The sequence below is a fragment of the Streptomyces sp. NPDC046925 genome (genome assembly GCF_040644915.1).
Taxonomy (GTDB): domain Bacteria; phylum Actinomycetota; class Actinomycetes; order Streptomycetales; family Streptomycetaceae; genus Streptomyces.
Window position 1 is genome coordinate 293,517 of sequence record NZ_JBEYWZ010000011.1, and the last position, 24,209, is coordinate 317,725.

Annotated in this window: 24 protein-coding genes; 7 read left to right on the forward strand and 17 right to left on the reverse strand. The window is 71.0% G+C overall.

The window, feature by feature from the left end:
• Window positions 1-29: 29 nt before the first annotated feature.
• Genes ABZ906_RS35060 through afsQ1 form a run of 3 tightly spaced genes read right to left on the reverse strand, consistent with a single transcriptional unit; the run spans window position 30 to window position 2,883 of the window.
• The gene (locus ABZ906_RS35060) at window positions 30-632 is read right to left on the reverse strand and encodes a hypothetical protein (protein WP_361182074.1); all 603 of its coding nucleotides are present in this window, start codon (window positions 630-632) and stop codon (window positions 30-32) included.
• The gene (locus ABZ906_RS35065; protein WP_361182072.1) at window positions 629-2,209 is read right to left on the reverse strand and encodes a HAMP domain-containing sensor histidine kinase; all 1,581 of its coding nucleotides are present in this window, start codon (window positions 2,207-2,209) and stop codon (window positions 629-631) included. Before ABZ906_RS35065 ends, ABZ906_RS35060 begins: the two co-directional genes overlap by 4 nt.
• Window positions 2,206-2,883, reverse strand: coding sequence for a two-component system response regulator AfsQ1 (gene afsQ1 / locus ABZ906_RS35070; protein ID WP_030562528.1), 678 nt, complete (start codon window positions 2,881-2,883; stop codon window positions 2,206-2,208). Before afsQ1 ends, ABZ906_RS35065 begins: the two co-directional genes overlap by 4 nt.
• 211 nt (window positions 2,884-3,094) lie before the next feature.
• Between afsQ1 and ABZ906_RS35075 the strand changes: the two genes are divergently transcribed.
• Window positions 3,095-3,874 (forward strand): SigE family RNA polymerase sigma factor, encoded by a 780-nt coding sequence (locus ABZ906_RS35075; RefSeq protein ID WP_361389805.1) that lies wholly within the window; start codon window positions 3,095-3,097, stop codon window positions 3,872-3,874.
• A gap of 198 nt (window positions 3,875-4,072) precedes the next feature.
• Here ABZ906_RS35075 and ABZ906_RS35080 read toward each other — a convergent pair whose 3' ends face one another.
• Window positions 4,073-4,711, reverse strand: a complete 639-nt coding sequence (locus ABZ906_RS35080; RefSeq protein WP_361182068.1) for an ATP-binding protein — start codon at window positions 4,709-4,711, stop codon at window positions 4,073-4,075.
• Window positions 4,712-4,834: 123 nt separating this feature from the next.
• Here ABZ906_RS35080 and ABZ906_RS35085 point away from each other — a divergent pair, with 123 nt between their 5' ends.
• A complete protein-coding gene (locus tag ABZ906_RS35085; protein WP_361182067.1) occupies window positions 4,835-5,236 on the forward strand; it encodes a hypothetical protein in 402 nt (133 codons plus the stop codon).
• Between the two features lie 26 nt (window positions 5,237-5,262).
• Here ABZ906_RS35085 and ABZ906_RS35090 read toward each other — a convergent pair whose 3' ends face one another.
• Both ABZ906_RS35090 and ABZ906_RS35095 read right to left on the reverse strand, forming a co-directional pair.
• The gene (locus tag ABZ906_RS35090; protein WP_361389807.1) at window positions 5,263-6,783 is read right to left on the reverse strand and encodes an MDR family MFS transporter; all 1,521 of its coding nucleotides are present in this window, start codon (window positions 6,781-6,783) and stop codon (window positions 5,263-5,265) included.
• A gap of 31 nt (window positions 6,784-6,814) precedes the next feature.
• On the reverse strand, window positions 6,815-7,420 hold the full coding sequence (locus ABZ906_RS35095; protein WP_361182063.1) for an NAD(P)H-dependent oxidoreductase: 606 nt from the start codon (window positions 7,418-7,420) through the stop codon (window positions 6,815-6,817).
• A gap of 134 nt (window positions 7,421-7,554) precedes the next feature.
• Between ABZ906_RS35095 and ABZ906_RS35100 the strand changes: the two genes are divergently transcribed.
• Window positions 7,555-8,289, forward strand: a complete 735-nt coding sequence (locus ABZ906_RS35100; RefSeq protein WP_361389809.1) for a TetR/AcrR family transcriptional regulator C-terminal domain-containing protein — start codon at window positions 7,555-7,557, stop codon at window positions 8,287-8,289.
• 102 nt (window positions 8,290-8,391) lie between these two features.
• Here ABZ906_RS35100 and ABZ906_RS35105 read toward each other — a convergent pair whose 3' ends face one another.
• From ABZ906_RS35105 to deoC, 3 genes are read right to left on the reverse strand one after another with little or no spacing between them, the layout of a single operon-like run.
• A complete protein-coding gene (locus ABZ906_RS35105) occupies window positions 8,392-9,279 on the reverse strand; it encodes an aldehyde dehydrogenase family protein (RefSeq protein WP_361389811.1) in 888 nt (295 codons plus the stop codon).
• Window positions 9,272-10,726, reverse strand: a complete 1,455-nt coding sequence (locus ABZ906_RS35110; RefSeq protein ID WP_361389813.1) for an aldehyde dehydrogenase family protein — start codon at window positions 10,724-10,726, stop codon at window positions 9,272-9,274. Before ABZ906_RS35110 ends, ABZ906_RS35105 begins: the two co-directional genes overlap by 8 nt.
• Before the next feature lie 3 nt (window positions 10,727-10,729).
• A complete protein-coding gene (gene deoC, locus ABZ906_RS35115; protein ID WP_361182499.1) occupies window positions 10,730-11,680 on the reverse strand; it encodes a deoxyribose-phosphate aldolase in 951 nt (316 codons plus the stop codon).
• A 122-nt stretch (window positions 11,681-11,802) separates the two neighbouring features.
• On the opposite strand from deoC, the gene ABZ906_RS35120 reads away from it, so the two are divergent.
• Window positions 11,803-12,447: a PH domain-containing protein gene (locus ABZ906_RS35120; protein ID WP_361389815.1), complete on the forward strand. Its 645-nt coding sequence runs from the start codon at window positions 11,803-11,805 to the stop codon at window positions 12,445-12,447.
• Window positions 12,448-12,474: 27 nt separating this feature from the next.
• Here ABZ906_RS35120 and ABZ906_RS35125 read toward each other — a convergent pair whose 3' ends face one another.
• From ABZ906_RS35125 to ABZ906_RS35140, 4 genes are all read right to left on the reverse strand, one after another.
• Window positions 12,475-13,629 (reverse strand): glycosyltransferase family 39 protein, encoded by a 1,155-nt coding sequence (locus ABZ906_RS35125; RefSeq protein WP_361389847.1) that lies wholly within the window; start codon window positions 13,627-13,629, stop codon window positions 12,475-12,477.
• 201 nt (window positions 13,630-13,830) lie between these two features.
• Complete coding sequence (locus ABZ906_RS35130; protein ID WP_361389817.1) at window positions 13,831-15,486, reverse strand: phospho-sugar mutase; 1,656 nt, start codon at window positions 15,484-15,486, stop codon at window positions 13,831-13,833.
• A gap of 140 nt (window positions 15,487-15,626) precedes the next feature.
• A complete protein-coding gene (locus ABZ906_RS35135) occupies window positions 15,627-16,451 on the reverse strand; it encodes a purine-nucleoside phosphorylase (protein WP_361182053.1) in 825 nt (274 codons plus the stop codon).
• A 146-nt stretch (window positions 16,452-16,597) separates the two neighbouring features.
• Window positions 16,598-17,035 (reverse strand): gamma-glutamylcyclotransferase, encoded by a 438-nt coding sequence (locus ABZ906_RS35140; protein ID WP_249588135.1) that lies wholly within the window; start codon window positions 17,033-17,035, stop codon window positions 16,598-16,600.
• 129 nt (window positions 17,036-17,164) lie between these two features.
• Between ABZ906_RS35140 and ABZ906_RS35145 the strand changes: the two genes are divergently transcribed.
• Both ABZ906_RS35145 and ABZ906_RS35150 read left to right on the forward strand, forming a co-directional pair.
• Complete coding sequence (locus ABZ906_RS35145; protein ID WP_361182049.1) at window positions 17,165-18,613, forward strand: NAD(P)H-quinone dehydrogenase; 1,449 nt, start codon at window positions 17,165-17,167, stop codon at window positions 18,611-18,613.
• Between the two features lie 210 nt (window positions 18,614-18,823).
• Complete coding sequence (locus ABZ906_RS35150; protein WP_361182047.1) at window positions 18,824-19,798, forward strand: DeoR/GlpR family DNA-binding transcription regulator; 975 nt, start codon at window positions 18,824-18,826, stop codon at window positions 19,796-19,798.
• Here ABZ906_RS35150 and ABZ906_RS35155 read toward each other — a convergent pair.
• Both ABZ906_RS35155 and ABZ906_RS35160 read right to left on the reverse strand, forming a co-directional pair.
• Entirely contained in the window at window positions 19,784-20,419 is a 636-nt protein-coding gene (locus ABZ906_RS35155) for a helix-turn-helix domain-containing protein (RefSeq protein ID WP_361182046.1), read from the reverse strand. The genes ABZ906_RS35150 and ABZ906_RS35155 overlap by 15 nt on opposite strands.
• A gap of 205 nt (window positions 20,420-20,624) precedes the next feature.
• A complete protein-coding gene (locus ABZ906_RS35160; RefSeq protein WP_361389819.1) occupies window positions 20,625-22,397 on the reverse strand; it encodes a biotin carboxylase N-terminal domain-containing protein in 1,773 nt (590 codons plus the stop codon).
• Between the two features lie 349 nt (window positions 22,398-22,746).
• On the opposite strand from ABZ906_RS35160, the gene ABZ906_RS35165 reads away from it, so the two are divergent.
• Entirely contained in the window at window positions 22,747-23,205 is a 459-nt protein-coding gene (locus ABZ906_RS35165) for a hypothetical protein (RefSeq protein WP_361182042.1), read from the forward strand.
• Window positions 23,206-23,234: 29 nt separating this feature from the next.
• On the opposite strand, the gene ABZ906_RS35170 is transcribed toward ABZ906_RS35165, so the two are convergent.
• Together ABZ906_RS35170 and ABZ906_RS35175 are read right to left on the reverse strand one after the other, a co-directional pair.
• Window positions 23,235-23,843 carry a nucleoside triphosphate pyrophosphatase gene (locus tag ABZ906_RS35170; protein WP_361182041.1) on the reverse strand — a complete coding sequence of 203 codons (609 nt, stop codon included), beginning with the start codon at window positions 23,841-23,843 and terminating at the stop codon, window positions 23,235-23,237.
• 109 nt (window positions 23,844-23,952) lie between these two features.
• Window positions 23,953-24,209 (reverse strand): hypothetical protein (locus tag ABZ906_RS35175; protein ID WP_361389849.1); only part of this gene is annotated, 257 nt, incomplete at its 5' end.

A 24,209-nucleotide genomic window follows, 5' to 3' on the forward strand; every position in this document is an offset into this window, starting at 1 on the left:
TGATCGCACAGGGTGACTGTCCTGTTCGGCTACTTCACCGTCTCGGTGGGCGGAGCCACCGTGCCGGGGCGCTGGCGGACGGCCTGGGTGCACTCGTAGCGGCGCAGGGGGTCGTCGCCCGGGCCGCCCAGGATCACCTCGCGGTCGGCGCCCGCCGCCGCACTGTCCGCGAAGGTGCACACGATCTGTGCCAATGCGAACGCCGACAGGTCCTCCGGCGACGTACTGAACCGCAGCGCGTCCTCGGGGTCCCCCTTGCCGGGTCCCCTGACGACCGTCCCGCCGCGTACGTCCGTCGCGAAGCCCGCCTGCTTCTCCGGGGGCGAGGGGGCCTTCGCCAGTTCGTCGAGGAGCGCCTGGGCGATGCGGACCCGGTCGGTCGTCGCCTTCTCGGTGGGGATGCGCACCGACCGGTCCACGGTCACGAGCTGGGCGGCGCACACCAGGAAGACCTGCACCGGGACACCGCTGGTGGACTGCGAGGCGATGCTCGACCCGGACATCACGCACGGTACGCGCGAGGGCCCGGGCCCGAAGTCCGTCGGCACCTCCGTCGAGCGGATCCCGCAGCCGGCGAGCGTCGCGGTCAGCGCGGCGGCGAGGAGGGCGGCACGCAGCCGTCGGCGGTTCATGGCTTCTCTCCCTCGACGGCCTCGTCACCGTCCGTGCCCTCGTCCGTGTCGTCCGCGGGCAGCAGCGCCGACGTGTCGCGCGGCAGCCACAGCGTGAACACCGCGCCGCCCTTCGGCGAGTTCGCCGCGGTGATCTCACCGCCGTGGATGTGCGCGTTCTCCAGGGCGATGGAGAGCCCCAGACCGCTGCCCTCCGAGCGCGGCCGGGACGCGCTCGCCTTGTAGAAGCGGTCGAAGACGTGCGGAAGGACGCCCTCGGGGATGCCGGGGCCCCCGTCGTGCACCGCGATGACGAGCTTGTCGCCCGCGATCCGCACCGACACCTTCACCGGGGAGCCGCCGTGCTTGAGGGCGTTGCCGATGAGGTTCGCCAGGATGACGTCGAGCCGGCGCGGGTCGAGCCGCACCATGATGCCGCGCTCCGCGTCGAGCTCGACCGCGTCGAGCCAGGCACGGGCGTCGATGCAGGCCGTGATCTGGTCGGCGATGTCGACGTAGTCCAGGACGAGCCTGGCCGTACCCGCGTCGAAGCGGGTCACCTCCATCAGGTTCTCGACCAGGTCGTTGAGCCGCCGGGTCTCGCTGACCACCAGGCGCACGGCGGGCTCGATCATCGGATCGACGCTGCCGGTCTCCGCGTCCAGCTCCTCCTCGAGCACCTCCGTCACCGCGGTGATCGCGGTCAGCGGCGTCCGCAGTTCGTGCGACATGTCGGCGACGAAGCGCCGCGACGCCTCGTCACGGGCGCTCATGTCGTCGACCTTCTTCTCCAGGCTCTCCGCGGTCCGGTTGAACGTGCGTGACAGATCGGCCAGTTCGTCCGTGCCCGACACCCGCAGGCGCGTGTCGAGCTTGCCCTCGCCGAGCCGCCGCGCGGCGACCCCGAGCCGGTGCACGGGCTTGAGCACGGTGGTCGCGGCGGCCTGCGCGAGCAGCGCGGAACCGATCAGCGCGAGCCCCGTGGCGATCGCGAGCGACCAGCCGAGAGAGCTCAGATCCTTCGCCTCCGGCTCAAGGGACTTGAGCATGTAACCGGTCGGCCCGCCCCCGATGACCTTGGCGCCGCCCACGAGATACGGGGTGCCGTTGTCGACGGTCCGCTGCCAGTACAGGTGGTACGGGCTCTTGTTGCTGGAGGTGAGCGGCTGCTCCTTGTTCACCGTCTTGCGCAGCGACTTGGGCACGTCGGCGAGCGTGAAGGCGTCCAGGTCGGAGTAGCCGACGATCGGGTCACCGTCGGCGTTCTCCCCGATCAGGAGCACGCTGTAGCGCTGGCTGCTGTTGGCCATCGTCCCCGCGGCCTGCTGCAACTCGTCCTGGGTCGGATTGGGCGGCAGCGCGCCGGCGCGAGTCTGCATCTCCTGCTGGAAGTCCTTCAGGGCCGCGTCCTGCGCCCGCGTCAGGACCGCCTCGCGGTTGAGCCAGTACGCGATTCCGGAAGCCGTCACGGCGGCGGTGAGCGCCACCAGGCCGAACACCACGACGAGCCGGAGCCGCAGACTCGTGAAGCGGAGCCCCGCCAGTATCGCCTTGCGCGCCGCGGCCCAGCCGCGGAGCTTGTCCTGCGGTTTGGTCACTGAGGGGTGTCCAGCCGGTAGCCGACCCCGCGGACCGTACGGATCAGTGTCGGCGAGGACGGCACGTCCTCCACCTTCGCGCGCAGCCGCTGCACGCACGCGTCGACGAGCCGGGAGTCGCCGAGGTAGTCGTGCTCCCACACCAGGCGCAGCAACTGCTGTCGCGAAAGCGCCTGTCCGGGCCTGCGGCTCAGTTCGAGAAGGAGCCGCAGTTCGGTCGGCGTGAGCTGCAGGTCCTCGCCGTTCTTCGTGACGGTCATCGCGGCACGGTCGATGACGAGCGAACCGAACGTCGCCGCGTCATTGGCCTCGCGCTCACCGCGCCGCAGCACCGCACGGATACGGGCGTCGAGCACCCGCCCCTGCACGGGTTTGACCACGTAGTCGTCGGCACCGGACTCCAGTCCGACGACCACGTCGATGTCATCGCTGCGCGCGGTCAGCAGGATGATCGGCAACTGGTCGGTGCGCCGGATACGACGGCACACCTCGAAGCCGTCGATGCCCGGCAGCATCACATCCAGCACGATCAGATCCGGCCGCTGCTCACTGAGCAGCTTCAGGCCGTCCTCGCCGGTGGCAGCAGTAGCCACCCGATGCCCTTGGCGGGTGAGCGAAAGCTCAAGGGCCGTACGGATGGCGTCGTCGTCCTCGATCAGCAACAGGGAAGGCACGGACGTCATTCTGTCCCATGGCAAGGGCACAGTTCGACTGTTGGTCCTCCCCGGGGCCCTCAAAGGGGCGGCAGGGCCCTGATCCACACGTCTCCCCCACACATGGAACGGCTGTTGCAGGCCTGTGACAGTCGGCGGACACCGTCATGAAGTGGGTCGTGCAGAGTTTTGGTCACACGGAAAGCCGGACACCACCGACGGGGGGCGCGAGATGAACTCACTGCACAGCACCAGCTCAAGCGCAGTAATCACGCGACTCCACGACGTGATCCGGACCGCCGAGAGGCACGAGAAGTCCGGTGCCGTGAGCGGGCGGGGGTGCGCTCGCGGCACCGGGCGTCAGCACACCGCGTACATGACGGTGGTTGACGCGTTCCGGGGGGAGACCCACGGGGACAACGGCGGTACCGATGGGGGGGCTCACGGGGGAGCCGCGTACAGGGAGGACACGGGGGAGCGCACCACAGCGTCGGAGGCGGAGTTCACCGCCTACGTCCAGGAGCGTCGTGCCTCCCTGTACGCAACCGCCTATCACCTGACCGGTGACCGTTTCGAGGCCGAGGACCTGCTCCAGAGCGCCCTCTTCTCGACGTACCGGGCCTGGGACAGGATCAGCGACAAGGCCGCGGTCGGCGGTTACCTCCGCCGCACCATGACCAATCTGCACATCAGCGCCTGGCGGCGCCGCAAGCTCAACGAATACCCGACCGAGGAGCTGCCGGAGACGGCGGGCGACACGGACGCGATGCGCGGCACCGAACTCCGCGCGGTTCTCTGGCAGGCCCTGGCCCGCCTCCCCGAACTGCAGCGGACGATGCTGGTCCTGCGTTACTACGAGGGCCGCACGGACCCCGAGATCGCGGACATCCTCGACATCAGCGTGGGCACGGTGAAGTCCAGCATCTGGCGCTCCCTGCGCCGGCTGCGCGAGGACGACGTCCTCAGCTTCGGCCGTGACGAGGAAGAGTCCTTCGGCGAGTTGGTCGCCTAGGGATCACGGGGGCGCCGCTCCGGGGGGACGCGGCGGAGCAGGGGGGAACACGGGGGACAAACGGGGATCACGGGGGATCCACGGGGGAAAAGTGGCAGGACCGGAAGGCCGGGGGGTCTTTCCGGTCCTTCTGCTTTTGGTGCCGCCTTTCGGTGCTGCCTTGTGGAGGTGCCTTTTGGGGTTGCCTTTTGGGGTTGCCTAGAGAACGGCGCCCCGGGCCTTCACGCACCGCCCGGCCGCCGCGGCGGCGACCCGCCCCAACGCCTCGTCCTTGCCGCACGGGTGGGCGCCCAGCGCGGTGTGCCGCGCGACGATGGCGCGTTCGGCGCGCATCAGCCGCCACCCGCGCCGCAGCAGGAACGGCACGGACTTGCGTCCCTCGCGCAGATCCCGCAGCAGCCGCCGCCGGAAGGTCGTGGAAGGCCGGCCCCGCAGGCAGATCGCGTCGGCGAGCACGCCGGTCTCCCTGCACCGCTCCACGATGTCCGCGGCGAAGATTCCCTCCGCGATGAAGAGCGGTGTGCGCTCGATGTCCATCGCGCTCTCGCCCGTACGCGAACTGGTGGCGATGTCATAGACGGGAACGCTCGTACGTCCCGTGCGGCACAGCTGCTCGATAGCGGCGAGGGCGGCGTCCGTGTCCCAGGACGCAGGAGAGTCCCAGTCGATGTCGGCGCTGCCCGGAACCTGCGGCAGCGTCGGGTCGCCGGCTTCCTTGTAGAAGTCGTCCAGGCACAGGACGGGCAGCCCGGAGCGAGCGGCGAACGACGACTTGCCTGAACCGGAGGGGCCGGAGAGCAGCACGACCCGGGTGGGTATCGGGGGATGGGAACTCACGAGAGACCAGTGTGCGGCATTGGGCCGCGCGGGCGACCCGACGGGTAGGGCTTTGGTACCCGCATCACACCTCAACTACGCTACGTGGGCATCTGATTACTCAAGAGGATATGGGCGGTACCCATGGCACGGCACGCAACAGCCTCCAAGCACCTCTCCCGCGCCCTGCTGCGCGCGGGTCTGACGGTCTCCGTCGCGGGCACGGCGCTCGGTATCGGCGGCGCGGCGACGGCGAGCGCGGCACCGGTCCCCGTGCCACAGGCGTCGGACAATCTGCCGGCGGCCGGCGCGGGAGTGCTCCGGGCGGTGGAGGAGGTCTCCGCGGGCGGGATCGGGCCGCTCAAGCAGCTGAAGCTCAACCCGCTCGCGGGCACCGGGTCCGACCCGCTGGACAACGCCCTGGGCACCCAGATCGCGGACTTCAAGCCGGTCTCGACGGCGCCCGTGACGGCCCCGCTGACCGAGGGCGCGGCCCTGGGCGACCTGCCGCTGGTGGGCGAGGCCACGGGGCTGCTGCCCGGCTAGCGGGATCGAGGCGCGAAGTCCCCTTGTCACCCCTTGCGCAGGGGGACTTCCCGCACCAGCCATGCCACCGCGAAGGCCGCGGTGCCCAGGAGCGCGGTGCCGATGGCCACGCCGTGCATGCCGCCGGTAACCGCCGTGCGCACCGTTTCCCGTACCGGCTCCGGCATCTTCCCGACCGCCTCCGGGGTCCACGAGGTGCCGCCGTCCGGCATGCCGCCCGATGTCAGGCGGTTCGCGTAGACGGCGCCCAGGACGGCGATGCCCAGTGAGCCGCCGATCGTGCGCAGGAGCGTGGTGGTGCCGGTGGCGGCGCCCATGTCGCGCGGGTCCGCGCTGTTGATGGTGATGAGCAGGGTGCTCTGGATCAGGAAACCCACGCCCGCGCCGAGCAGGAACGTTAGCGCTGACGTCACGGCGGTGGGGGTGTCCGCGCCGACCGCCAGGAGCGCGAGGCCGCCGACGGCCGTCAACGCGCCGCCCATGACGGTATAGGTGCGGTAGCCGCCGCCCGCGGACGTGATCCGTCCGAGCAGGAGTTGCGCCCCGAACATGCCCGCCATCAGCGGAAGCAGCAGCAGCCCGCTGGCCGTCGACGAGGCGCCGCGCGCGAACTGCATGTACTGCGGCAGGTACGCGGATGCCGCGAGCATGGCCGCGCCCACCAGGAAGGCGAGGACCTGGGCGAGCGTGAAGTTGCGGTCGGCGAAGAGCCGGGGCGGGATGACCGGTTCGGCCGCCCGCCGCTCGACCCGGGCGAACCAGACCAGGGAGCCGGCGCCGAGCACGCCGAGCCCGATGATCTGCGGCGACGCCCAGCCGTACGTCGTCCCGCCCCAACTGCCCAGCAGCGTCAGGGCGAGGATGCCGGTGGAGAGGAGCGCGGCGCCCGCGACGTCGATGCGGGCCGTGACCCGCTCGGTGGGCAGGCGTAGGCGCAGGCCGATGATCAGGAGGGCGAGTGCGCCGATGGGCACGTTGACGTAGAAGACCCAGCGCCAGTCCAACTGGTCGGTGAGGAAGCCGCCGAGCAGCGGGCCGCCGACCAGCGCCACGGGCATCATCGCGCCGACCATCGACTGCGAGCGGCCCGCCTGTGACGGCGGCAGCATGACGCCGATGATCGAGACGGCGCCGACCATCAGACCGCCAGCGCCCAGGCCCTGCACGGCGCGGAAGGCGATGAGCTGGCCCATGTCCTGCGCGAGCCCGGAGAGGACCGAGCCCGCGAGGAACACCGCGATCGACCAGATGAAACTGCCCTTGCGCCCGTAAAGGTCGCCGAGCTTTCCCCAGATGGGCGTGGAGACCGATGCGGTGAGCAGATAGGCCGTGACCACCCAGGAGAGATGGTCGAGGCCGCCGAGGTCGCCGACGATGGTGGGCAGGGCGGTGCCCGTGATCGTGCCGTCGAGCAGTCCGAGCATCAGGCCGAGGAGCAGCCCGAAGAGGACGAGCTTGGAGGGTCCGCCCTCGTCCGGGGGCGGTGGTGATCCGGCGTCCGCGGGATCGGGACCCGGGGTATTCGTCGCTTCCGTGGTCTGCGTCATGGCTCCCCCTGGGGTGTGAAGCGGCGTCCGGTCAGGCGGCGTACGGGGTGCGGGACCTGGCGTCCCGCAGGGCGTGCGCCCACCAGGCGAGTTGGTCGAGCAGCGCCTTGGCGGCGGTGTCGACCGCGGGGTCCTCGACGGCGCCGTCCTCGCCGAACTGGCCGAAGGCGTTGTGGAAGCTGACCGTGTTGCGGATGGTGGTGGCGTTCAACTCGGCCATGACCAGGCGGAGTTGTTCCACCGCGCGCAGGCCGCCGGAGAGGCCGCCGTAGGAGACGAAGCCGATCGGCTTGCCGTGCCACTGCGTGTTGTGCCAGTCGACGGCGTTCTTCAGGGACGCCGGGAAGCTGTGGTTGTACTCCGGCGTGACGAACAGGAACGCGTCGGCGGCGGCGAGGCGCGGCGAGACCAGGGCGAGGGCTTCCTCGGTGCCGGGTGCGGGCGGCTGCCCGAAGGCCGGGAAGACGGTGGGCAGCGGGGTCTCGGCGAGGTCGACGACGTCGGTGGTCATGTCGTCGCGCTGGTCGAGGTGGCCCGTGAGCCACCGCGTGACGACGGGCGCGAACCGGCCCTCGCGGGTGCTCGCGACGACGACGGCCACGCGCAGAGGCGTGCGGGTGCGGTCGGTCTCTGACATGGGAACCCCCGGATGTGTGAGTGTGTACGGCGTATCTCGATGCGTACAACGTACACGCGGCATGTGTACGGCGTCTACTGAGGGATACGTTGTACGCTCACGGTCCGACGACGATCCGAGAGAGGGGCACGGCTGTGGCTGGCCAGAAGAAGGACGGCAAGACGACGCCGGACAAGTCGCTCTGGGAGCGCCTGGAGCAGCCGGCCGCGCCCCGCGCCTCGCTGTCCCTGGAGCGGATCGGCGCCGTGGCGGTGCGGGTTGCCGACGCGGAGGGCTTCGCCGCCGTCACGATGCGACGGCTCGCCACCGAGCTGGGGGTGGCGCCCATGGCGGCGTACCGGCACGTCTCGGGCAAGGACGACCTGTGGGCGCTGATGGCCGAGCGGGTGGCGGCCGAGTACCGGGTCCCGGACGAGCTGACCGAATGGCGCGAGGTGCTGCACGCCTTCGCCCTGCTGACCCGCGAGATGATGCTGCGCCACCCGTGGGTGGGTGAGCTGCCCACGGCCCTGTTCGTGCTCACGCCGGGCCGGATGGCCATCGCGGAGCGGCAGTTGGCGGCGCTCGACGGGCTCGGGCTCGACGAGGACACGATGATGATGGCCTTCCGCACGGTCAGCGCCTACGCGCACGGTGCGGCCTCGTCCGAGGTGGCCGTGCGGGAGTGGACGAAGTCCGAGGGCTGGTCGTCGGGCGCCGAGACGCGGATGGGCCTCGCGCCGCAGATGACGTACCTCATGGACACCGGCCGCTACCCCACCTACCGGCGCTACGGCCTGCGGTCGCACCGCAAGGACGACGCCACCTGGACGTTCGAGACGGGCCTGGCCTGCGTCCTGGACGGGATCGCGGCACGGCTCGGCATCTGAGCCGCGCGGCGCGGACCGGAAAAGGGCGAAGCCCCGGCCCTCCTGGACGGAGGAGGGCCGGGGCTTCGTCGTGCGGGGAGTGGTCCGGGGTGGAGGGCTGCCTCAGTACGAGGAGCCGGACGCGCCCAGCGAACCCGTGGGGTGCCAGACCGTCTTGGTCTCCAGGAAGGCCGTCAGGCGGTGCGTGCCCGGATCGGCCGACCAGTCCACAGGCTGTGGACGGACGACGCGCTTGAGGTTGTCCGCCGCGGCGACTTCGAGCTCCTTCGCCAAGTCGTCGTCCTCGACGCCCGCGAGGTCGATCGCGTTCACGTCCTGGTGCGCGGCGAGCGACGGAGTGATCTCCGCGGTCTTGCCGGACAGGATGTTCACGACGCCGCCGGGCAGGTCCGAGGTGGCGAGCACCTCGCCGAGCGAGAGCGCCGGGAGCGGGGAGTTCTCGCTGGCGATCACCACGGCCGTGTTGCCCGTCGCGATCACCGGGGCGATCACCGAGACCAGGCCCAGGAACGACGACTTCTGCGGGGCGACGACCGTCACCACGCCCGTCGGCTCGGGCGAGGAGAGGTTGAAGAAGGGGCCCGCGACGGGGTTTCCGCCGCCCACGATCTGAGCGACCTTGTCGGTCCAGCCCGCGTACCAGACCCAGCGGTCGATCGCCGCGTCCACGACCGCCGCCGCCTTGGACTTGGACAGGCCCTCGGCCTCGGCGACCTCACGGACGAACTGGTCCTTGCGGCCCTCCAGCATCTCCGCGACGCGGTAGAGGATCTGGCCGCGCAGGTAGGCCGTCTTGCCCGCCCAGCCGCCCTGCGCCTTGCGCGCGGCCACGACCGCGTCACGCGCGTCCTTGCGGGACGAGAGCGGGGCGTTGGCCAGCCACTTGTTCTTGGAGTCGGTCACCTCGTACACCCGGCCGCTCTCGCTGCGGGGGAACTTGCCCCCGACGTACAGCTTGTAGGTCTTGAAGACACTCAAACGGTCAGACATCGAGGTACGCCTCCAGGCCGTGGCGACCGCCCTCGCGGCCGTAACCCGATTCCTTGTAGCCGCCGAAGGGCGAGGTCGGGTCGAACTTGTTGAACGTGTTGGCCCAGATCACGCCCGCGCGCAGGCGGTCGGCGACCGCGAGGATGCGGGAGCCCTTCTCCGTCCAGATGCCGGCGGAGAGGCCGTACTGGGTGTTGTTGGCCTTGGCGACGGCCTCTTCCGGCGTACGGAAGGTGAGCACCGAGAGCACCGGGCCGAAGATCTCGTCGCGGGCGACGGTGTGCGCCTGGGTGACGTTCGTGAAGAGCGTCGGCGCGAACCAGTAGCCGGACGAGGGCAGTTCGCACGGGGCGGACCAGCGCTCGGCGCCCTCCGCCTCGCCCGTCTCGGTGAGGGCGGTGATACGGGCGAGCTGCTCGGCGGAGTTGATCGCGCCGATGTCCGTGTTCTTGTCGAGCGGGTCGCCGAGGCGCAGCGTCGACAGGCGGCGCTTGAGCGCGTCGAGCACCTCGTCCTGGACCGACTCCTGTACGAGGAGGCGCGAGCCCGCGCAGCAGACCTGGCCCTGGTTGAAGAAGATGCCGGTGACGATGCCCTCGACGGCCTGGTCGACGGGGGCGTCGTCGAAGACGATGTTCGCGCCCTTGCCGCCCAGCTCCAGCGTGACCTTCTTGTCCGTGCCCGCGACCTGGCGCGCGATGGCCTTGCCGACGGCGGTCGAGCCGGTGAAGGCGACCTTGTTCACGTCCGGGTGGGCGGTCAGCGCGGCGCCCGCGTCGCCGTAACCGGGAAGGATGTTGACGACGCCCTTGGGCAGGCCCGCCTGGCGGCAGATGTCCGCGAAGAACAGGGCGCTCAGGGGAGTGGTCTCGGCGGGCTTCAGGACGACCGTGTTGCCCGTCGCGAGGGCCGGGGCGATCTTCCAGGCCAGCATCAGGAGCGGGAAGTTCCAGGGGATGACCTGGCCCGCGACGCCCAGCGGCCGCGGATTCGCGCCGTACCCCGCGTGGTCGAGCTTGTCGGCCCAGCCCGCGTAGTAGAAGAAGTGCGCGGCGACCAGGGGGAGGTCGGCGTCGCGCGTCTCCTTGATGGGCTTTCCGTTGTCGAGGGTCTCCAGGACGGCCAGTTCGCGGCTGCGCTCCTGGATGATCCGGGCGATCCGGAAGAGGTACTTGGCGCGCTCGGCGCCCGGAAGGGCCGACCACTTCTCGAAGGCCTTGCGGGCGGCCTTCACCGCGCGGTCGACGTCCTCGGAGGAGGCCTGCGCGACCTCGGAGAGGACCTCTTCGGTGGAGGGCGAGACGGTCTTGAAGACCTTGCCGTCCGCCGCCTCCGTGAACTCGCCGTCGATGAACAGGCCGTACGACGGCGCGATGTCGACGACGGAGCGGGACTCCGGGGCGGGGGCGTACTCGAAAGCGGCGGAAGCCGAAGGTGTGGAAGTCATGGGTCAGTCCACCGTCACGTAGTCGGGGCCGGAGTAGCGGCCCGTGGCCAGCTTCTGGCGCTGCATCAGCAGGTCGTTGAGGAGCGATGAGGCGCCGAAGCGGAACCAGTGGTTGTCCAGCCAGTCCGCGCCCGCGGTTTCGTTCACCAGGACGAGGAACTTGATCGCGTCCTTGGAGGTGCGGATGCCGCCCGCCGGCTTCACGCCGACCTGCACCCCGGTCTGGAGGCGGAAGTCGCGCACGGCCTCCAGCATCAGGAGGGTGTTCGCCGGGGTGGCGTTGACGCCGACCTTGCCGGTCGAGGTCTTGATGAAGTCCGCGCCCGCGAGCATGCCGATCCAGGAGGCGCGGCGGATGTTGTCGTACGTGGACAGCTCGCCGGTCTCGAAGATGACCTTGAGCCGGGCCTCGCCGGAGGCTTCCTTCACGGCGCGGATCTGCTCGAACACCGTCATGTAGTCACCCGCGAGGAAGGCGCCGCGGTCGATGACCATGTCGATCTCGTCGGCACCCGCGGCGACGGCCTCGCGGACGTCGCCGAGCTTCACGTCGATGGCGGCGCGGCCCGCGGGGAAGGCGGTCGCGACGGAGGCGACCTTGACGCCGCTGTCGCCGACGGTCTCCTTGGCGGTGGCCACCATGTCCGGATAGACGCAGACCGCGGCGGTCTTCGGGGTGCCGCGGTCGGTCGGATCGGGGTTCACGGCCTTCGCGCCGAGCGCCCGGACCTTGCCCGGGGTGTCGGCGCCCTCCAGCGTCGTCAGGTCGATCATCGAGATGGCGAGGTCGATGGCGTACGCCTTCGCCGTCGTCTTGATCGAGCGGGTGCCGAGCGAGGCGGCACGCGCCTCCAGGCCGACCGTGTCGACGCCGGGCAGCCCGTGGAGGAAGCGGCGCAGTGTGCGGTCCGACGCGGTGGCGTCGGTCAGTGCGTGTGCGGGTGCAGTGGGCATGGTCACGAGGGGAGCATATCTACGCGCGTAGCGGCTGTACAGGGGGCGGTCCTGAAGAGGCGGGAGGAAGCGCGGCGGTACCCGCAGGCCCCCCGCGCCCGGCCTCAGGCAGAATCAGAGGTATGAGCGACCCCCAGCCTCCCGTGGCGGAGCCCGAGGACCCCAAGTACAAGGACCGGACCTTCCGGTCGTCCGGCGGTATCGCCGGCGGCGTCCTGCTGCTCGCCCTCGGCGGCTGGCTCGGCATCGACGCGATGATCCGGGGCGAGGGCCGCACCCCGTGGCTCGCGCTCGCCGGGCTGCTCCTCGCGGTGCCGCTCGTCGTCGCCTTCACCGTGCGCCCCGCCGTGTACGCCAACGACGACCGGCTGCGCATCCGCAACCCCTTCCGGACCATCACCCTGCCGTGGGCGTCCGTGTCGGGACTCCGCTCCGGGTACTCGAACGAGGTCTTCACCCAGTCCGGCACCAAGTACCAGATCTGGGCCATCCCGGTCTCCCTGCGCGGACGCAAGAAGGCCGCCAGGAGGAAGTCGCAGGGGACGGCCGCCGGTGATCCGAGCCTCCTTGACCCGCGGCGCCCCCCTCGGCCGGAGTCCCTGCGCGCCGCGGGCGACCAGATCATGGACGACCTGCGCGAACTCTCCGAGCAGCGCGCCGGTGCGCAGTCCGCGCAGGGCGAGCCCACCGTGCGCTGGGGCTACGAGGTCATCGCCCCGGCCGTCGCGGGGGCGGTACTCCTCGCGGTGCTCCTCGCTGTCGGCTAGGAGTGCGCCGGGGCAGCGCTCAGTGGCTCACGGCGGCCCGTTCCACGCCAGGAGCATGTGGCCGCCGAAGGCCGCCGACGTCAGCGCCGCCGCGAGCAGCACCGTGACGGTGACGTGCGTGCGGGCCCGTGCCAGGGCCGCCGCCAGGGGCAGCAGCAGGGGGAACGCGGGGAGCAGGAAGCGGGCCCGCGGGAAGTAGACGCCCTTGCTGCCCAGGACGATCAGCAGCAACAGGCCCGTGAAGAGCAGCAGCGGCAGCGGCTGGCGGTCGGCCGCCGACAGGACGAACAGCGCCAGCGAACCCAGCAGGGTCGCCGTCACCATCATCAGGAACAGCTGGGGGCGCTCGACCGACAGCAGGTCGAGGACGGTCCGCAGGGTGCCCACCCCTCCGTCCCACTCGTTGCGCCACAGCTTCTGCACGGCGAAGTAGCCGTCCCAGCGGCCGAGCCGGAACCCGACCCAGGCGACGTACGAGAGCCAGCCGATCGGCGCGAGCAGGGCGCCCACCACGACGCGTACCGGGAAACCGCGGCCGTCCCTCCCGCGGCGCCACAGCGTGAGCAGCGCCGTCAGGGAGACCGCCGCCGCGAGCGCGACACCCGTGGGGCGGGTCAGGCCCGCGAGCGCGGCAAGGGCGCCCGCCCAGATCCAGCGTCCGGTGAGCACGGCGTACAGGGCCCACGCGGTGAGCGCCGTGAACAGGGACTCCGTGTAGCCCATCCACTGCACGAGCGCGACGGGCAGCGAACCCCACAGCGCCGCGAGCAGGACACCGGCCCTGCGTCCGTACAGGTGGTCGCCCACCGCGAAGATCCCCCACGCCGCGAGGAACGAGCAGGCGACGGCGACCGCGAGCCCCACGGCACCGCGCGGCTCCGGCGCGATCACGCTGCCCGCCCTGATGAGCAGGGGGTGCAGGGGGAAGAACGCGAGGTTGTTCGCGTCGATCTGGGTGCCCAGGGTGTGCGCGTAACCCTCGTCGGCGATCTTCAGATACCAGTCGCAGTCCCACGACTCCGCCAGGAGGTGCCACACGTCCCGGTGCTCCCTGCGGGCCCACACGGCGAAGACCAGGACACCGAGGAGGCGTACGGCGGCGTAGGCGAGGAGGGCGGGCGACGCGTGGCGCAGGGCGGAGCGGCCCGGCGTGCCGCGGGCGCCGCGCGGCGGCGGGAGGATGCGGGGCGCGGCGGCGGGGGCCGGGGCGGCCGAGGTCTCTGGGGTCGGTCCGTACGGCACTGCGGCAGCTCCCGGAACGTGATCGTGCGCTGCCGGTCACCCTTCCCGGGGGACCGGCGGCGCACCGGATCACTGCGGCAGCCGCGCGGGCACAACCACTCGTACGGGTGGCCTGCCCGGGCCGCCCGCTTCAGGCGACCGTCAGATGCCCGCAGCCGCGGACAGATCGCGCTTGATCGCCGCGAGGAGGTCCGTCGCCGTGGCGCGGGCGGCGGGCAGGCCGGCCTTGGCCGCCACCGGGACCACGACCTCCAGGTAGCACTTGAGCTTCGGCTCCGTGCCGCTCGGGCGGACGATGACGCGGGCCCCGTCGAGCGTGTAGCGCAGGCCGTCGGTGGGAGGCAGCTTGTCCGTGCCCCGCGTCAGGTCCTCGGCTTTCGTCACCGGCAGGTCCGCGAGCGCGGTCGGCGGCTGCTCGCGCAGGCGGCGCATCGCGTCGGCGATCACGGAGAGGTCCTCCACGCGGACGGACAGCTGGTCGGTGGCGTGCAGGCCGTGCTCCACGGCCAGGTCGTCCAGGAGGTCGAGGAGCGTGCGGCCCTGCTCCTTGAGTTCGGAGGCCAGTTCCGTCAGGAGCAGCGCGGCCGTGATGCCGTCCTTGTCGCGTACGCCTTCGGGGTCCACGCAGTAGCCGAGGGCCTCTTCGTAGCCGTAGCGCAGGCCGTCCACGCGGGCGATCCACTTGAAGCCGGTGAGGGTCTCCTCGTACGCGAGGCCCGCCTTCTCCGCGATCCGGCCCAGGAGGGACGAGGAGACGATCGACTCGGCGAACGTGCCGCGTGCGCCCCTGCGCACGAGGTGCGCGGCCAGGAGCGCGCCGACCTCGTCGCCCCGGAGCATGCGCCAGTCCGTGCCGTCGGGGTCGTCCTTGACCGCTGCGGCGCAGCGGTCCGCGTCCGGGTCGTTGGCGATGATCAGGTCAGGATCCGTCTCGCGGGCCTTCGCGAAGGAGAGGTCCATCGCGCCCGGCTCCTCCGGGTTGGGGAACGCGACCGTCGGGAAGTCCGGGTCGGGTTCCGCCTGCTCGGCGACGAGGACGGGCGCGGGGAAGCCGGCCCGGTCGAACGCCGCGAGGAGGGTGTCCTTGCCGACGCCGTGCATCGCCGTGTAGACCGTGCGGGCCGTCCGGGGGGAGTCCGGGGCCAGGACGGCGTCCGTGCGCGCGAGGTAGGCGTTCAGGACGTCGTCGGCGAGGGTCTCCCAGCCGGACTCCGGGCGGGGTACGTCGTGCAGCGAGGCGACCGCGTCGATCTGTGCGGCGATCTCCGCGTCCGCGGGCGGCACGATCTGGGAGCCGTCGCCCAGGTAGACCTTGTAGCCGTTGTCGCGCGGCGGGTTGTGGCTCGCCGTGACCTCGACGCCGGCGACCGCCCCGAGGTGCCTTATGGCGAAGGCGAGTACGGGGGTGGGGAGCGGGCGGGGGAGCACCGCGGCCCGCAGGCCCGCGCCGGTCATCACGGCGGCGGTGTCGCGCGCGAAGTCCGCCGACTTGTGGCGGGCGTCGTAGCCGATCACGACCAGGCCGTCGGTCTGACCCTGCGCCTTGAGGTACGCGGCGAGGCCCGCGGCGGCGCGGATGACCACGGAGCGGTTCATGCGCATGGGGCCCGCGCCGAGCTCGCCGCGGAGGCCCGCGGTGCCGAACTGGAGGGTTCCGGCGAAGCGGGCGGCCAGCTCCGCGGTGTCCGCGGCCGCCGCGGTCTCGATGAGCTTGGCGAGTTCCTCGCGGGTCTCGGGGTCCGGGTCCTCGGCCAGCCAGGTCTTGGCCAGCGCGATGAGTTCAGAGTCGTCCGGCACGTGTCGTCAGCCTCTCGTACTGCGGGGCAATCGGTTAAGGGAGCGGGATGGCTTGCGCGGCAGCGGGTGCGGCGGGGACGCGGTGCGGGGCGCCCCGGGGCGCGGGCGCCCCGCCGGGCAGGGCGCCCCGTCCGTGCGGATCAGATACGCCCCAGCACCTGGCCCAGCAGCGCGCCCATGCGGGTGGCGCTGTCGCGGCCTGCCTGGAGGACCTCCTCGTGGTTGAGGGGCTCGCCCGTCATGCCCGCGGCGAGGTTCGTGACGAGGGAGATGCCGAGCACCTCCGCGCCCGCCTCGCGCGCGGCGATGGCTTCGAGGACCGTCGACATGCCCACCAGGTCCGCACCGATGGTGCGGGCCATGCGGATCTCCGCCGGGGTCTCGTAGTGCGGGCCGGGGAACTGTGCGTAGACGCCCTCTTCGAGGGAGGGGTCGATCTCCTTGCACAGGGCGCGAAGGCGCGGGGAGTACAGGTCCGTGAGGTCCACGAAGTTCGCGCCGACGATCGGCGACGTGGCCGTCAGGTTGAGGTGATCGCTGATCAGGACCGGCTGGCCGGGGCGCATGCCCTCGCGCAGGCCGCCGCAGCCGTTCGTCAGCACGATCGTCTTGCAGCCCGCGGCCACCGCGGTGCGCACGCCGTGCGAGACGGCGGCCACGCCACGGCCCTCGTAGTAGTGGGTGCGGCCCAGGAAGACCAGGGCGCGCTTGTCGCCGACCTGGAAGGAGCGGATGCGGCCGCCGTGGCCCTCCACCGCCGGCGGCGGGAAGCCGGGCAGCTCGGTGACGGGGAACTCGGCGTCGGGCACGCCGAGCGCGTCCACCGCCGGCGCCCAGCCGGAGCCCATCACAAGGGCTACGTCGTGGGTCTCGGCGCCCGTCAGCTCACGCAGGCGCGCGGCGGCGGCGTCGGCGGCGGCGTAGGGGTCGCCCTGGATGTCGTCCGGAATAACTGAAGCGTTCACGCGGATGAGAGTAGCCGCTCACGCCCTACGCGCGTAGATGACGATGCTCACGGGATTCGGATCGTTGTCTTGTCGTTTCCGACGAGAGGCCCGGAGCGAGCCCCGAGCGAGCCCGAAGCAGCCCCGAAGCAAGCGCGGCCCGCGGCCTAGCAGGGCCGCTTGCGCAGCTCCATCACATAGTCGTGCGGCGCCCCCGCGGTCTCCGCCGCGTCGGCCAGTTCCCCCAGATAGCGCGCGGACGGCAGGCCGCCCTCGTAACCGTTGAGGACATACACCCAGGCGGGCTCCTCGCCGTCGAGGGTGTGCACGCGCACCCGCATCCGGCGGTAGATGTCGAGCCCCACGCCCTCCCACCGGTCCATGGAGTCCTCGTCCATGGGGGCGACGTCGTACAGCGTCACGAAGACCTGCGAGCGCGGCGCCTCGACGATCGTGGCGAGCGCGCCCTCCCACCCCATGTGCTCCCCGCCGAACGTCAGCCGCCAGCCGTTCAGCCAGCCCGTCTGGCGCAGCGGCGAGTGCGGGGCGCGGCGTGACATGAGCCGCGGATCCAGATTGCCGGCGTACGCGGCGTAGAGCGACATGTGATCGAGGGTACGGCAGCCGACGCGTGCGTCCCTCCGGCAGAGGAAGTGCCCTTCTTGTAGGAAGAACGGCCGGGATCGGCCCGGATGGAGCCCCCGGGGGCGAAGCACCTTGAAGCGTGCGGGACAATGGAGTACGTGACTCGGATCGTGATCATTGGCGGCGGACCCGGCGGATACGAGGCGGCACTCGTTGCCGCCCAGCTCGGCGCGGAGGTGACCGTCGTCGACTGCGACGGTCTCGGCGGGGCGTCGGTGCTCACCGACTGCGTCCCGTCGAAGACTCTGATCGCCACGGCCGAGGTGATGACCAGCTTCGACTCCTCGTACGAGGAGCTCGGCATCATCGTCGCGGACGACACCCCGCACATCGACACCCCCGCCCGCGTCGTCGGCGTCGACCTCGGCAAGGTCAACCGCCGTGTGAAGCGCCTCGCGCTCGCGCAGTCCCACGACATCACCGCCTCCGTCACGCGTGCGGGCGCACGCGTGCTGCGCGGCCGCGGCCGTCTGGAGGGCCAGCAGGACACCGACGGTTCGCGCAAGGTCGTCGTGCGCGCGGCCGACGGGACCGAGGAGACCCTCGTCGCCGACGCGGTCCTCATCGCCACCGGCGGTCACCCGCGCGAGGTCCCGGACGCGCAGCCCGACGGCGAGCGCATCCTCAACTGGACCCAGGTGTACGACCTGGACGAGCTCCCCGAAGAACTCATCGTGGTCGGATCCGGTGTCACCGGCGCCGAGTTCGCCGGGGCCTATCAGGCGCTCGGTTCGAACGTCACGCTCGTATCCAGCCGTGATCGCGTGCTGCCGGGCGAGGACCCGGACGCCGCCGCCGTCCTGGAGGACGTCTTCCGGCGCCGCGGCATGAACGTCATGTCGCGCTCGCGCGCCGCCTCGGCCAAGCGCGTGGGCGACCGCGTGGAGGTCACGCTCAACGACGGCCGCGTCATCTCCGGCACGCACTGTCTTATGGCCGTGGGCGCCATCCCGAACAGCAGCGGCATGGGCCTGGAGGAGGCCGGGGTCCGGCTCAAGGACTCGGGGCACATCTGGACCGACAAGGTCTCGCGCACCTCCGCCCCCGGTGTGTACGCCGCCGGTGACGTGACCGGGATCTTCGCGCTCGCCTCCGTCGCCGCCATGCAGGGGCGCATCGCGATGTACCACTTCCTGGGCGACGCGGTGCAGCCGCTGAACCTGAAGACGGTCTCGTCGAACGTCTTCACCGACCCGGAGATCGCGACCGTCGGCTACAGCCAGTCCGACGTCGACGGCGGCAAGATCGACGCCCGCGTCGTCAAGCTGCCGCTCCTGCGCAACCCGCGCGCGAAGATGCAGGGCATCCGCGACGGCTTCGTCAAGATCTTCTGCCGTCCCGGTACGGGCATCGTGGTGGGCGGTGTGGTCGTCGCACCGCGCGCTTCGGAACTGATCCATCCCATCTCGATCGCGGTCGACAACAATCTGACGGTCGAGCAGATCGCGAACGCGTTCACCGTGTATCCATCCCTTTCGGGCTCGATCGCCGAGGTCGCGCGTCAACTCCACACGCGTAAGTCGGCGGGCGAAGCCTGATCGCGAAGTGATCGTCGGTTGAACGCCGAATGATCAGTGTGCGGGCGGGGTAGGGACTCCGTGCAGGTCACGGCGTGTTGCAGCCCATTCGCTCGGCATAGTCGGGGTGAGTAGGCGCCTATACCACTTCCCAACCACCTGTGCGAACAACTTCTGTAATTCGGCGCAAACTGCTGAAAGCAGACGGTCGTTGGGGTTACTGTCAGTTTCGTGTTCGCTGCAGAACGTCGCCAATTGATCCTCGAAATGGTGCGGGCCAACGGAGCTGTATCGCTCCGGGAGCTCGCCCGCGTCGTCCAGACCTCCGAAGTGACCGTACGGCGGGACGTGCGCGCGCTGGAGGCAGAAGGACTCCTCGACCGCCGACATGGCGGTGCGGTATTGCCGGGCGGATTCACGCGGGAGTCCGGCTTTCCGCAGAAATCACATCTCGCGACCGCCGAGAAGACGGCTATCGCCGATCTCGCGGCGGGACTCGTCGAAGAAGGCGAAGCCATCGTCGTCGGGGCGGGTACGACCACGCAGGAGCTGGCCCGACGGCTCGCGCGGGTACCCGGTCTGACCGTCGTCACCAATTCACTCCTGGTGGCACAGGCCTTGGCCCACGCCAACCGCGTCGAGGTCGTCATGACCGGCGGCACCCTGCGCGGTTCCAACTACGCACTCGTGGGCAGTGGGGCCGAACAGTCCCTGCAGGGCCTGCGGGTCTCGCGCGCCTTCCTGTCGGGCAGTGGTCTGACCGCGGAACGCGGGCTCTCCACGTCCAACATGCTCTCCGCGAGCGTGGACCGTGCGCTCGTCCAGGCGGCCGCCGAGGTCGTGGTCCTCGCCGACCACACCAAGCTCGGCACCGACACGATGTTCCAGACGGTGCCGACGGACGTCATCACCCGCCTGGTCACGGACGAACCGCCCACGCACGACGACCGTGCGGCCACCGAGTTGCAGGCCCTGGCTGACCAGGGTGTGCAGGTCGCGGTCGCGGGCGGGGGTGCGAACTCCAACTCCGGACCAGGGGTGGATTCCGTCCCGGCGCGGCAGCCGCGCCGGGACGTGCCACTGCCGGGTCAGCGCCGTAATCACGGTCATGGGGCGGGCCCCGGTGCGCAGTTGCGCAGTGCGGTGCTCGGGGAGTCGCAGCCCGGCGAGCGGGCCGCGAGGGTGGCGGATCTACGCCGCCGCTGAACCGGCGGCCCGGCCCGTGCCGGGCTCGTCGGGGGCCGATCCTTCGGGCTTCAGGCCGCGCAGGGTCAGCATCAGGAGGCGGTCGGCCAACTCCGGCTCGTCGGGGGTCTCTTCGGCGGCCAGCGCGATCGCGTTGGTCAGCTGCATGAGATCGCCGATCGAGACGCCGTGGCGTACGGCGCCTGCTTGCTGCGCCCGCACGAGCAGCGCCGTGCCCGCCTCGCGCATCGGCCTGCTGCATCGGGAGAGTGCCGAACTGTCGTCGTGCGACGCCGACATGAGAGCGCGGGAGAGCCCGCGGTACTCACCCGCATGAGTGATGATGGCGCGCAGCCAGGTCACCAGGGCCGAGCAGGGGTGCGGATCTTCGAGGAGCGCGCGGGAGCGGTCGAGGAGATCACTCACCGCCTCCTCGAAGACGGCGCTCATCAGTGCGTGCCGGTTGGGGAAGTGGCGGTAGAGGGTGCCGATGCCGACGTTCGCGTGGCGGGCGATGTCCTCCAGGGAGGCGTCCGTGCCGTGTTCCGCGAAGGCGGCGCGGGCCTCCGCGAGGAGCCGGTCGTAGTTGCGGCGCGCGTCCGCTCTTTTCAAGCGGGGGCGCTTTTGCGGCTCCTGTGCCATGCCGGGCCTCCCTGAACGTACGTGCTTCCAGTCTGCCCGAAGCGTAAGCACCGTCGATCACCGGCTCCGCCGAGTTCGTCCTCAAACGCCGGACGGGCTGAATAATCCGCGGCCGGGGCTGGATGCTCCGCCTGGCGGGCTGAATACTCCGCTGGCCGGGCTGGATGTTCCAGCCCGGCCAGCGTACGAGCAAACGCTCTGCGGGTCAGTCCTTGATCTCGCAGATGACCGCGCCGGAGGTCAGGCTCGCGCCCATCTCCGCCGTGAGGCCCTTGATCGTGCCCGAGCGGTGCGCGTTCAGGGGCTGTTCCATCTTCATGGCCTCGAGGACGACGACGAGGTCGCCCTCCTTGACCTCCTGGCCCTCCTCGACCGCGACCTTGACGATCGTGCCCTGCATGGGCGACGCCAGGGTGTCACCGGAGGCCGCCGGGCCCGACTTCTTCGCCGCGCGCCGCTTGGGGCGGGCGCCGCCCGCGGCGGCCGTGCGGGCGATGGTCATGCCGAGCGACGAGGGGAGCGAGACCTCCAGGCGCTTGCCGCCGACCTCGACGACCACCGTCTCGCGGCCCGGCTCCTCGTCCGCGTCGGCGTCGGCCGCCGCGGCGAACGCCGGGATCTCGTTGACGAACTCGGTCTCGATCCACCGCGTGTGGACCGTGAACGGGTCGCTGGAGCCGGTCAGTTCGGGGGCGAACGCCGGGTCCTTGACGACCACGCGGTGGAAGGTGATGGCCGTGGCCATGCCCTCCACGTTGAACTCCCCGAGGGCACGCGCGGCCCGCTGGAGGGCCTCCTTGCGCGTCGCGCCGGTCACGATCAGCTTGGCCAGGAGCGAGTCCCACGCCGGGCCGATCACCGAGCCGGACTCCACGCCCGCGTCCAGGCGGACGCCGGGACCCGACGGCGGATCGAAGACGGTCACCGTGCCCGGCGCCGGCAGGAAGCCGCGGCCCGGGTCCTCGCCGTTGATGCGGAACTCGAAGGAGTGGCCCCGCATTTCGGGGTCTCCGTAGCCCAGCTCCTCGCCGTCCGCGATGCGGAACATCTCGCGGACCAGGTCGATGCCGGTGACCTCTTCGGTGACCGGGTGCTCCACCTGGAGGCGGGTGTTGACCTCCAGGAAGGAGATCGTGCCGTCGACGCCGACGAGGAACTCGACGGTGCCGGCGCCCACATAGCCGGCCTCCTTGAGGATCGCCTTCGACGCCGCGTACAGCTCGGCGTTCTGGGCCTCGCTCAGGAACGGCGCGGGGGCCTCCTCCACGAGCTTCTGGTGACGGCGCTGGAGCGAGCAGTCACGGGTCGACACGACGACCACGTTGCCGTGCTTGTCGGCCAGGCACTGCGTCTCCACGTGCCGCGGCTTGTCGAGGTAGCGCTCCACGAAGCACTCGCCGCGGCCGAAGGCGGCGACGGCCTCGCGCACCGCGGAGTCGTACAGCTCGGGGACCTCTTCGAGGGTCCTCGCGACCTTCAGACCGCGTCCGCCGCCACCGAAGGCGGCCTTGATCGCGATCGGCAGGCCGTGCTCCTCGGCGAAGGCCACGACCTCGTCGGAACCGCTGACGGGGTCCGGCGTACCGGCCACCAGCGGGGCACCCGCGCGCTGCGCGATGTGCCGGGCGGCGACCTTGTCACCCAGGTCACGGATGGCCTGCGGCGGCGGGCCGATCCAGATCAGGCCCGCGTCCAGTACGGCCTGCGCGAAGTCGGCGTTCTCCGAAAGGAAGCCGTATCCGGGGTGGACCGCGTCCGCCCCCGCGTCCTTGGCCGCTGCCAGCACCTTGGAAATGTCCAGGTAGCTGGTGGCCGGAGTGTCACCGCCCAGGGCGAACGCCTCATCTGCCGCGCGGACGTGCAGAGCGTCCCGGTCAGGATCTGCGTAGACGGCTACGCTCGCGATCCCTGCATCCCGGCATGCCCGAGCAACGCGGACAGCGATTTCGCCACGGTTGGCGATGAGCACCTTGCGCACGATGGCTCCCTCCTTGAAACAAGCCGAGTTTAGGGACTGCCGACACGACCTTTCGACCCGTCCCCAATGGTGAGCTTGCCCACACGGAGCGTGATCCGGGGCCTGCCCGTCCGCGAAATCCCTTGTCGCACCACGGTACGCAGGGTCCTGTCTCGGCAGACTAGCGCGCCGATGTGGTCAAGGTCTCTGTGAGAGCGTGCCGCGCCACAGGGGCAATCTTTGTGGAGTCCCTACGAATGGCCCAATGATTCTTTGCCTGCGGCAGAGCCCTTGTCCCTCGGTTTACCCGTTAGTAGCGTTCGCGATGTCTGGCACGTACTAGCGGTAACAGCGGAAGAGGGTGGGCGCCGTGGCGCGTAGACCGGTGGCCTGGGTGGGCGCGATCGTGCTGTTGGTGGAGGCGGTGGGCATCGTGTTGCTCAACTGGTTCCTGGGGCTCGTCGTGAACAAGCAGGACATGTCGCTCGCCGGGCTCGATCCGCGCGCGATGTCCGTGTCGACGTGGATAGCGGGCGGTGTCTTCGGTCTCTACCTCGTGCTCTGCGGCGTCGTGATGGCGCGTTCGGCGATACGGGACCGCGCGCCGGGCCGCTTCGGCCGGATCCTCCTGATCAGCGCCGCCGTGGTGCACGGGCTGCTCGGGGCGTTCTCGGTCGGCCTGGTGGGCTGGCCCGCCTTCGTCTTCATGATGGTCGTGCTCGGCCTGATCGTCCTGACGCTCGTGGCGTTCGACAAGAAGCCCGCCGAGGTCTCCGACGAGCCGCAGGCCGGCGGAGCGCCGGAGAACGGCGCCCCGCAGCCCGCCTGAGCCCTTCCCGGCCCTGCCGGGCTACTCGGCTACTCGGCCCACAACTGCGTGATGCCGACGCCCAGTTCCCCCAGGAGGCGGCGGAAGAGCGGCAGCGAGAGGCCGATGACGTTGCCGTGGTCGCCCTCGATCGAGTCGATGAAGGGCGCCGAGAGGCCGTCGAGCGTGAACGCGCCCGCCACGTGGAGGGGTTCGCCGCTGGCCACGTACGCGGCGACCTCCTCGTCCGAGGGGTCGCCGAAGCGGACGACGGTCGAGGCGAGCGCCGACACATGGCGTCCGGCCGCGGTGTCGTACACACAGTGGCCGGTCTGCAGGATGCCCGCGCGGCCCCGCATGGACTTCCAGCGGGCGGTGGCCTCCTCGGCGTCGGCGGGCTTGCCGAGCGCCTGCCCGTCCAGTTCGAGGACCGAGTCGCAGCCGACGACCAGGGCGCCCTTCACGTCCGGGCGCGCGGCGACGACCGACGTCTTGGCCTCGGCCAGGGCGACGGCGAGTTCGGCGGGGGTCGGTGCGGAGATGGCGTCCTCGTCGACCCCGCTGACGATCACCTCGGGGGCGAGGCCGGCCTGCCGCAGCAGACCGAGCCGGGCGGGGGACTTGGAGGCGAGGACGAGACGGCGGGGCTGATCACTCATGCGGCCAGCGTAGCGATCCCCGGCGAGTGCCCGGCCGCAATACGCGTGCGCAGCCGCAGTGCATGTCCAGGCGCAGTGCGTGCCCAGCCTCAGCGCGGCGTGCCGAGCCTCAGTGCATGCCGAGTACGAACATCGCCACGACCATCGCCAGGGCAAGGACGAGGCCCGCACGGCGCATCTTCGCCTGCATGTCCCGCATGTCCTTGGGCGGGTTGTTCTCCGGGTCGGACCACAGCATGCAATCGATACTGCGCGCGGCATAGGCGGGGCAGAGCGGCTCGACGACGAACAGCCGCACCGGCCAGCCGTCCTCGATGCGTTCCAGGATCTCGCCGGGCCGGGTGTACGAGTGAAAGTAGCTGAACG

Bases quoted from the DNA above. Each gene is read 5' to 3' on its own strand.
- ABZ906_RS35060 (WP_361182074.1), bottom strand. From the start codon at position 632: ATGAACCGCCGACGGCTGCGTGCCGCCCTCCTCGCCGCCGCGCTGACC.
- ABZ906_RS35075 (WP_361389805.1), top strand. From the start codon at position 3,095: ATGAACTCACTGCACAGCACCAGCTCAAGCGCAGTAATCACGCGACTC.
- ABZ906_RS35085 (WP_361182067.1), top strand. From the start codon at position 4,835: ATGGCACGGCACGCAACAGCCTCCAAGCACCTCTCCCGCGCCCTGCTG.
- ABZ906_RS35090 (WP_361389807.1), bottom strand. From the start codon at position 6,783: ATGACGCAGACCACGGAAGCGACGAATACCCCGGGTCCCGATCCCGCG.
- ABZ906_RS35095 (WP_361182063.1), bottom strand. From the start codon at position 7,420: ATGTCAGAGACCGACCGCACCCGCACGCCTCTGCGCGTGGCCGTCGTC.
- ABZ906_RS35105 (WP_361389811.1), bottom strand. From the start codon at position 9,279: ATGTCTGACCGTTTGAGTGTCTTCAAGACCTACAAGCTGTACGTCGGG.
- ABZ906_RS35110 (WP_361389813.1), bottom strand. From the start codon at position 10,726: ATGACTTCCACACCTTCGGCTTCCGCCGCTTTCGAGTACGCCCCCGCC.
- deoC (WP_361182499.1), bottom strand. From the start codon at position 11,680: ATGCCCACTGCACCCGCACACGCACTGACCGACGCCACCGCGTCGGAC.
- ABZ906_RS35120 (WP_361389815.1), top strand. From the start codon at position 11,803: ATGAGCGACCCCCAGCCTCCCGTGGCGGAGCCCGAGGACCCCAAGTAC.
- ABZ906_RS35140 (WP_249588135.1), bottom strand. From the start codon at position 17,035: ATGTCGCTCTACGCCGCGTACGCCGGCAATCTGGATCCGCGGCTCATG.
- ABZ906_RS35145 (WP_361182049.1), top strand. From the start codon at position 17,165: ATGGAGTACGTGACTCGGATCGTGATCATTGGCGGCGGACCCGGCGGA.
- ABZ906_RS35155 (WP_361182046.1), bottom strand. From the start codon at position 20,419: ATGGCACAGGAGCCGCAAAAGCGCCCCCGCTTGAAAAGAGCGGACGCG.
- ABZ906_RS35170 (WP_361182041.1), bottom strand. From the start codon at position 23,843: ATGAGTGATCAGCCCCGCCGTCTCGTCCTCGCCTCCAAGTCCCCCGCC.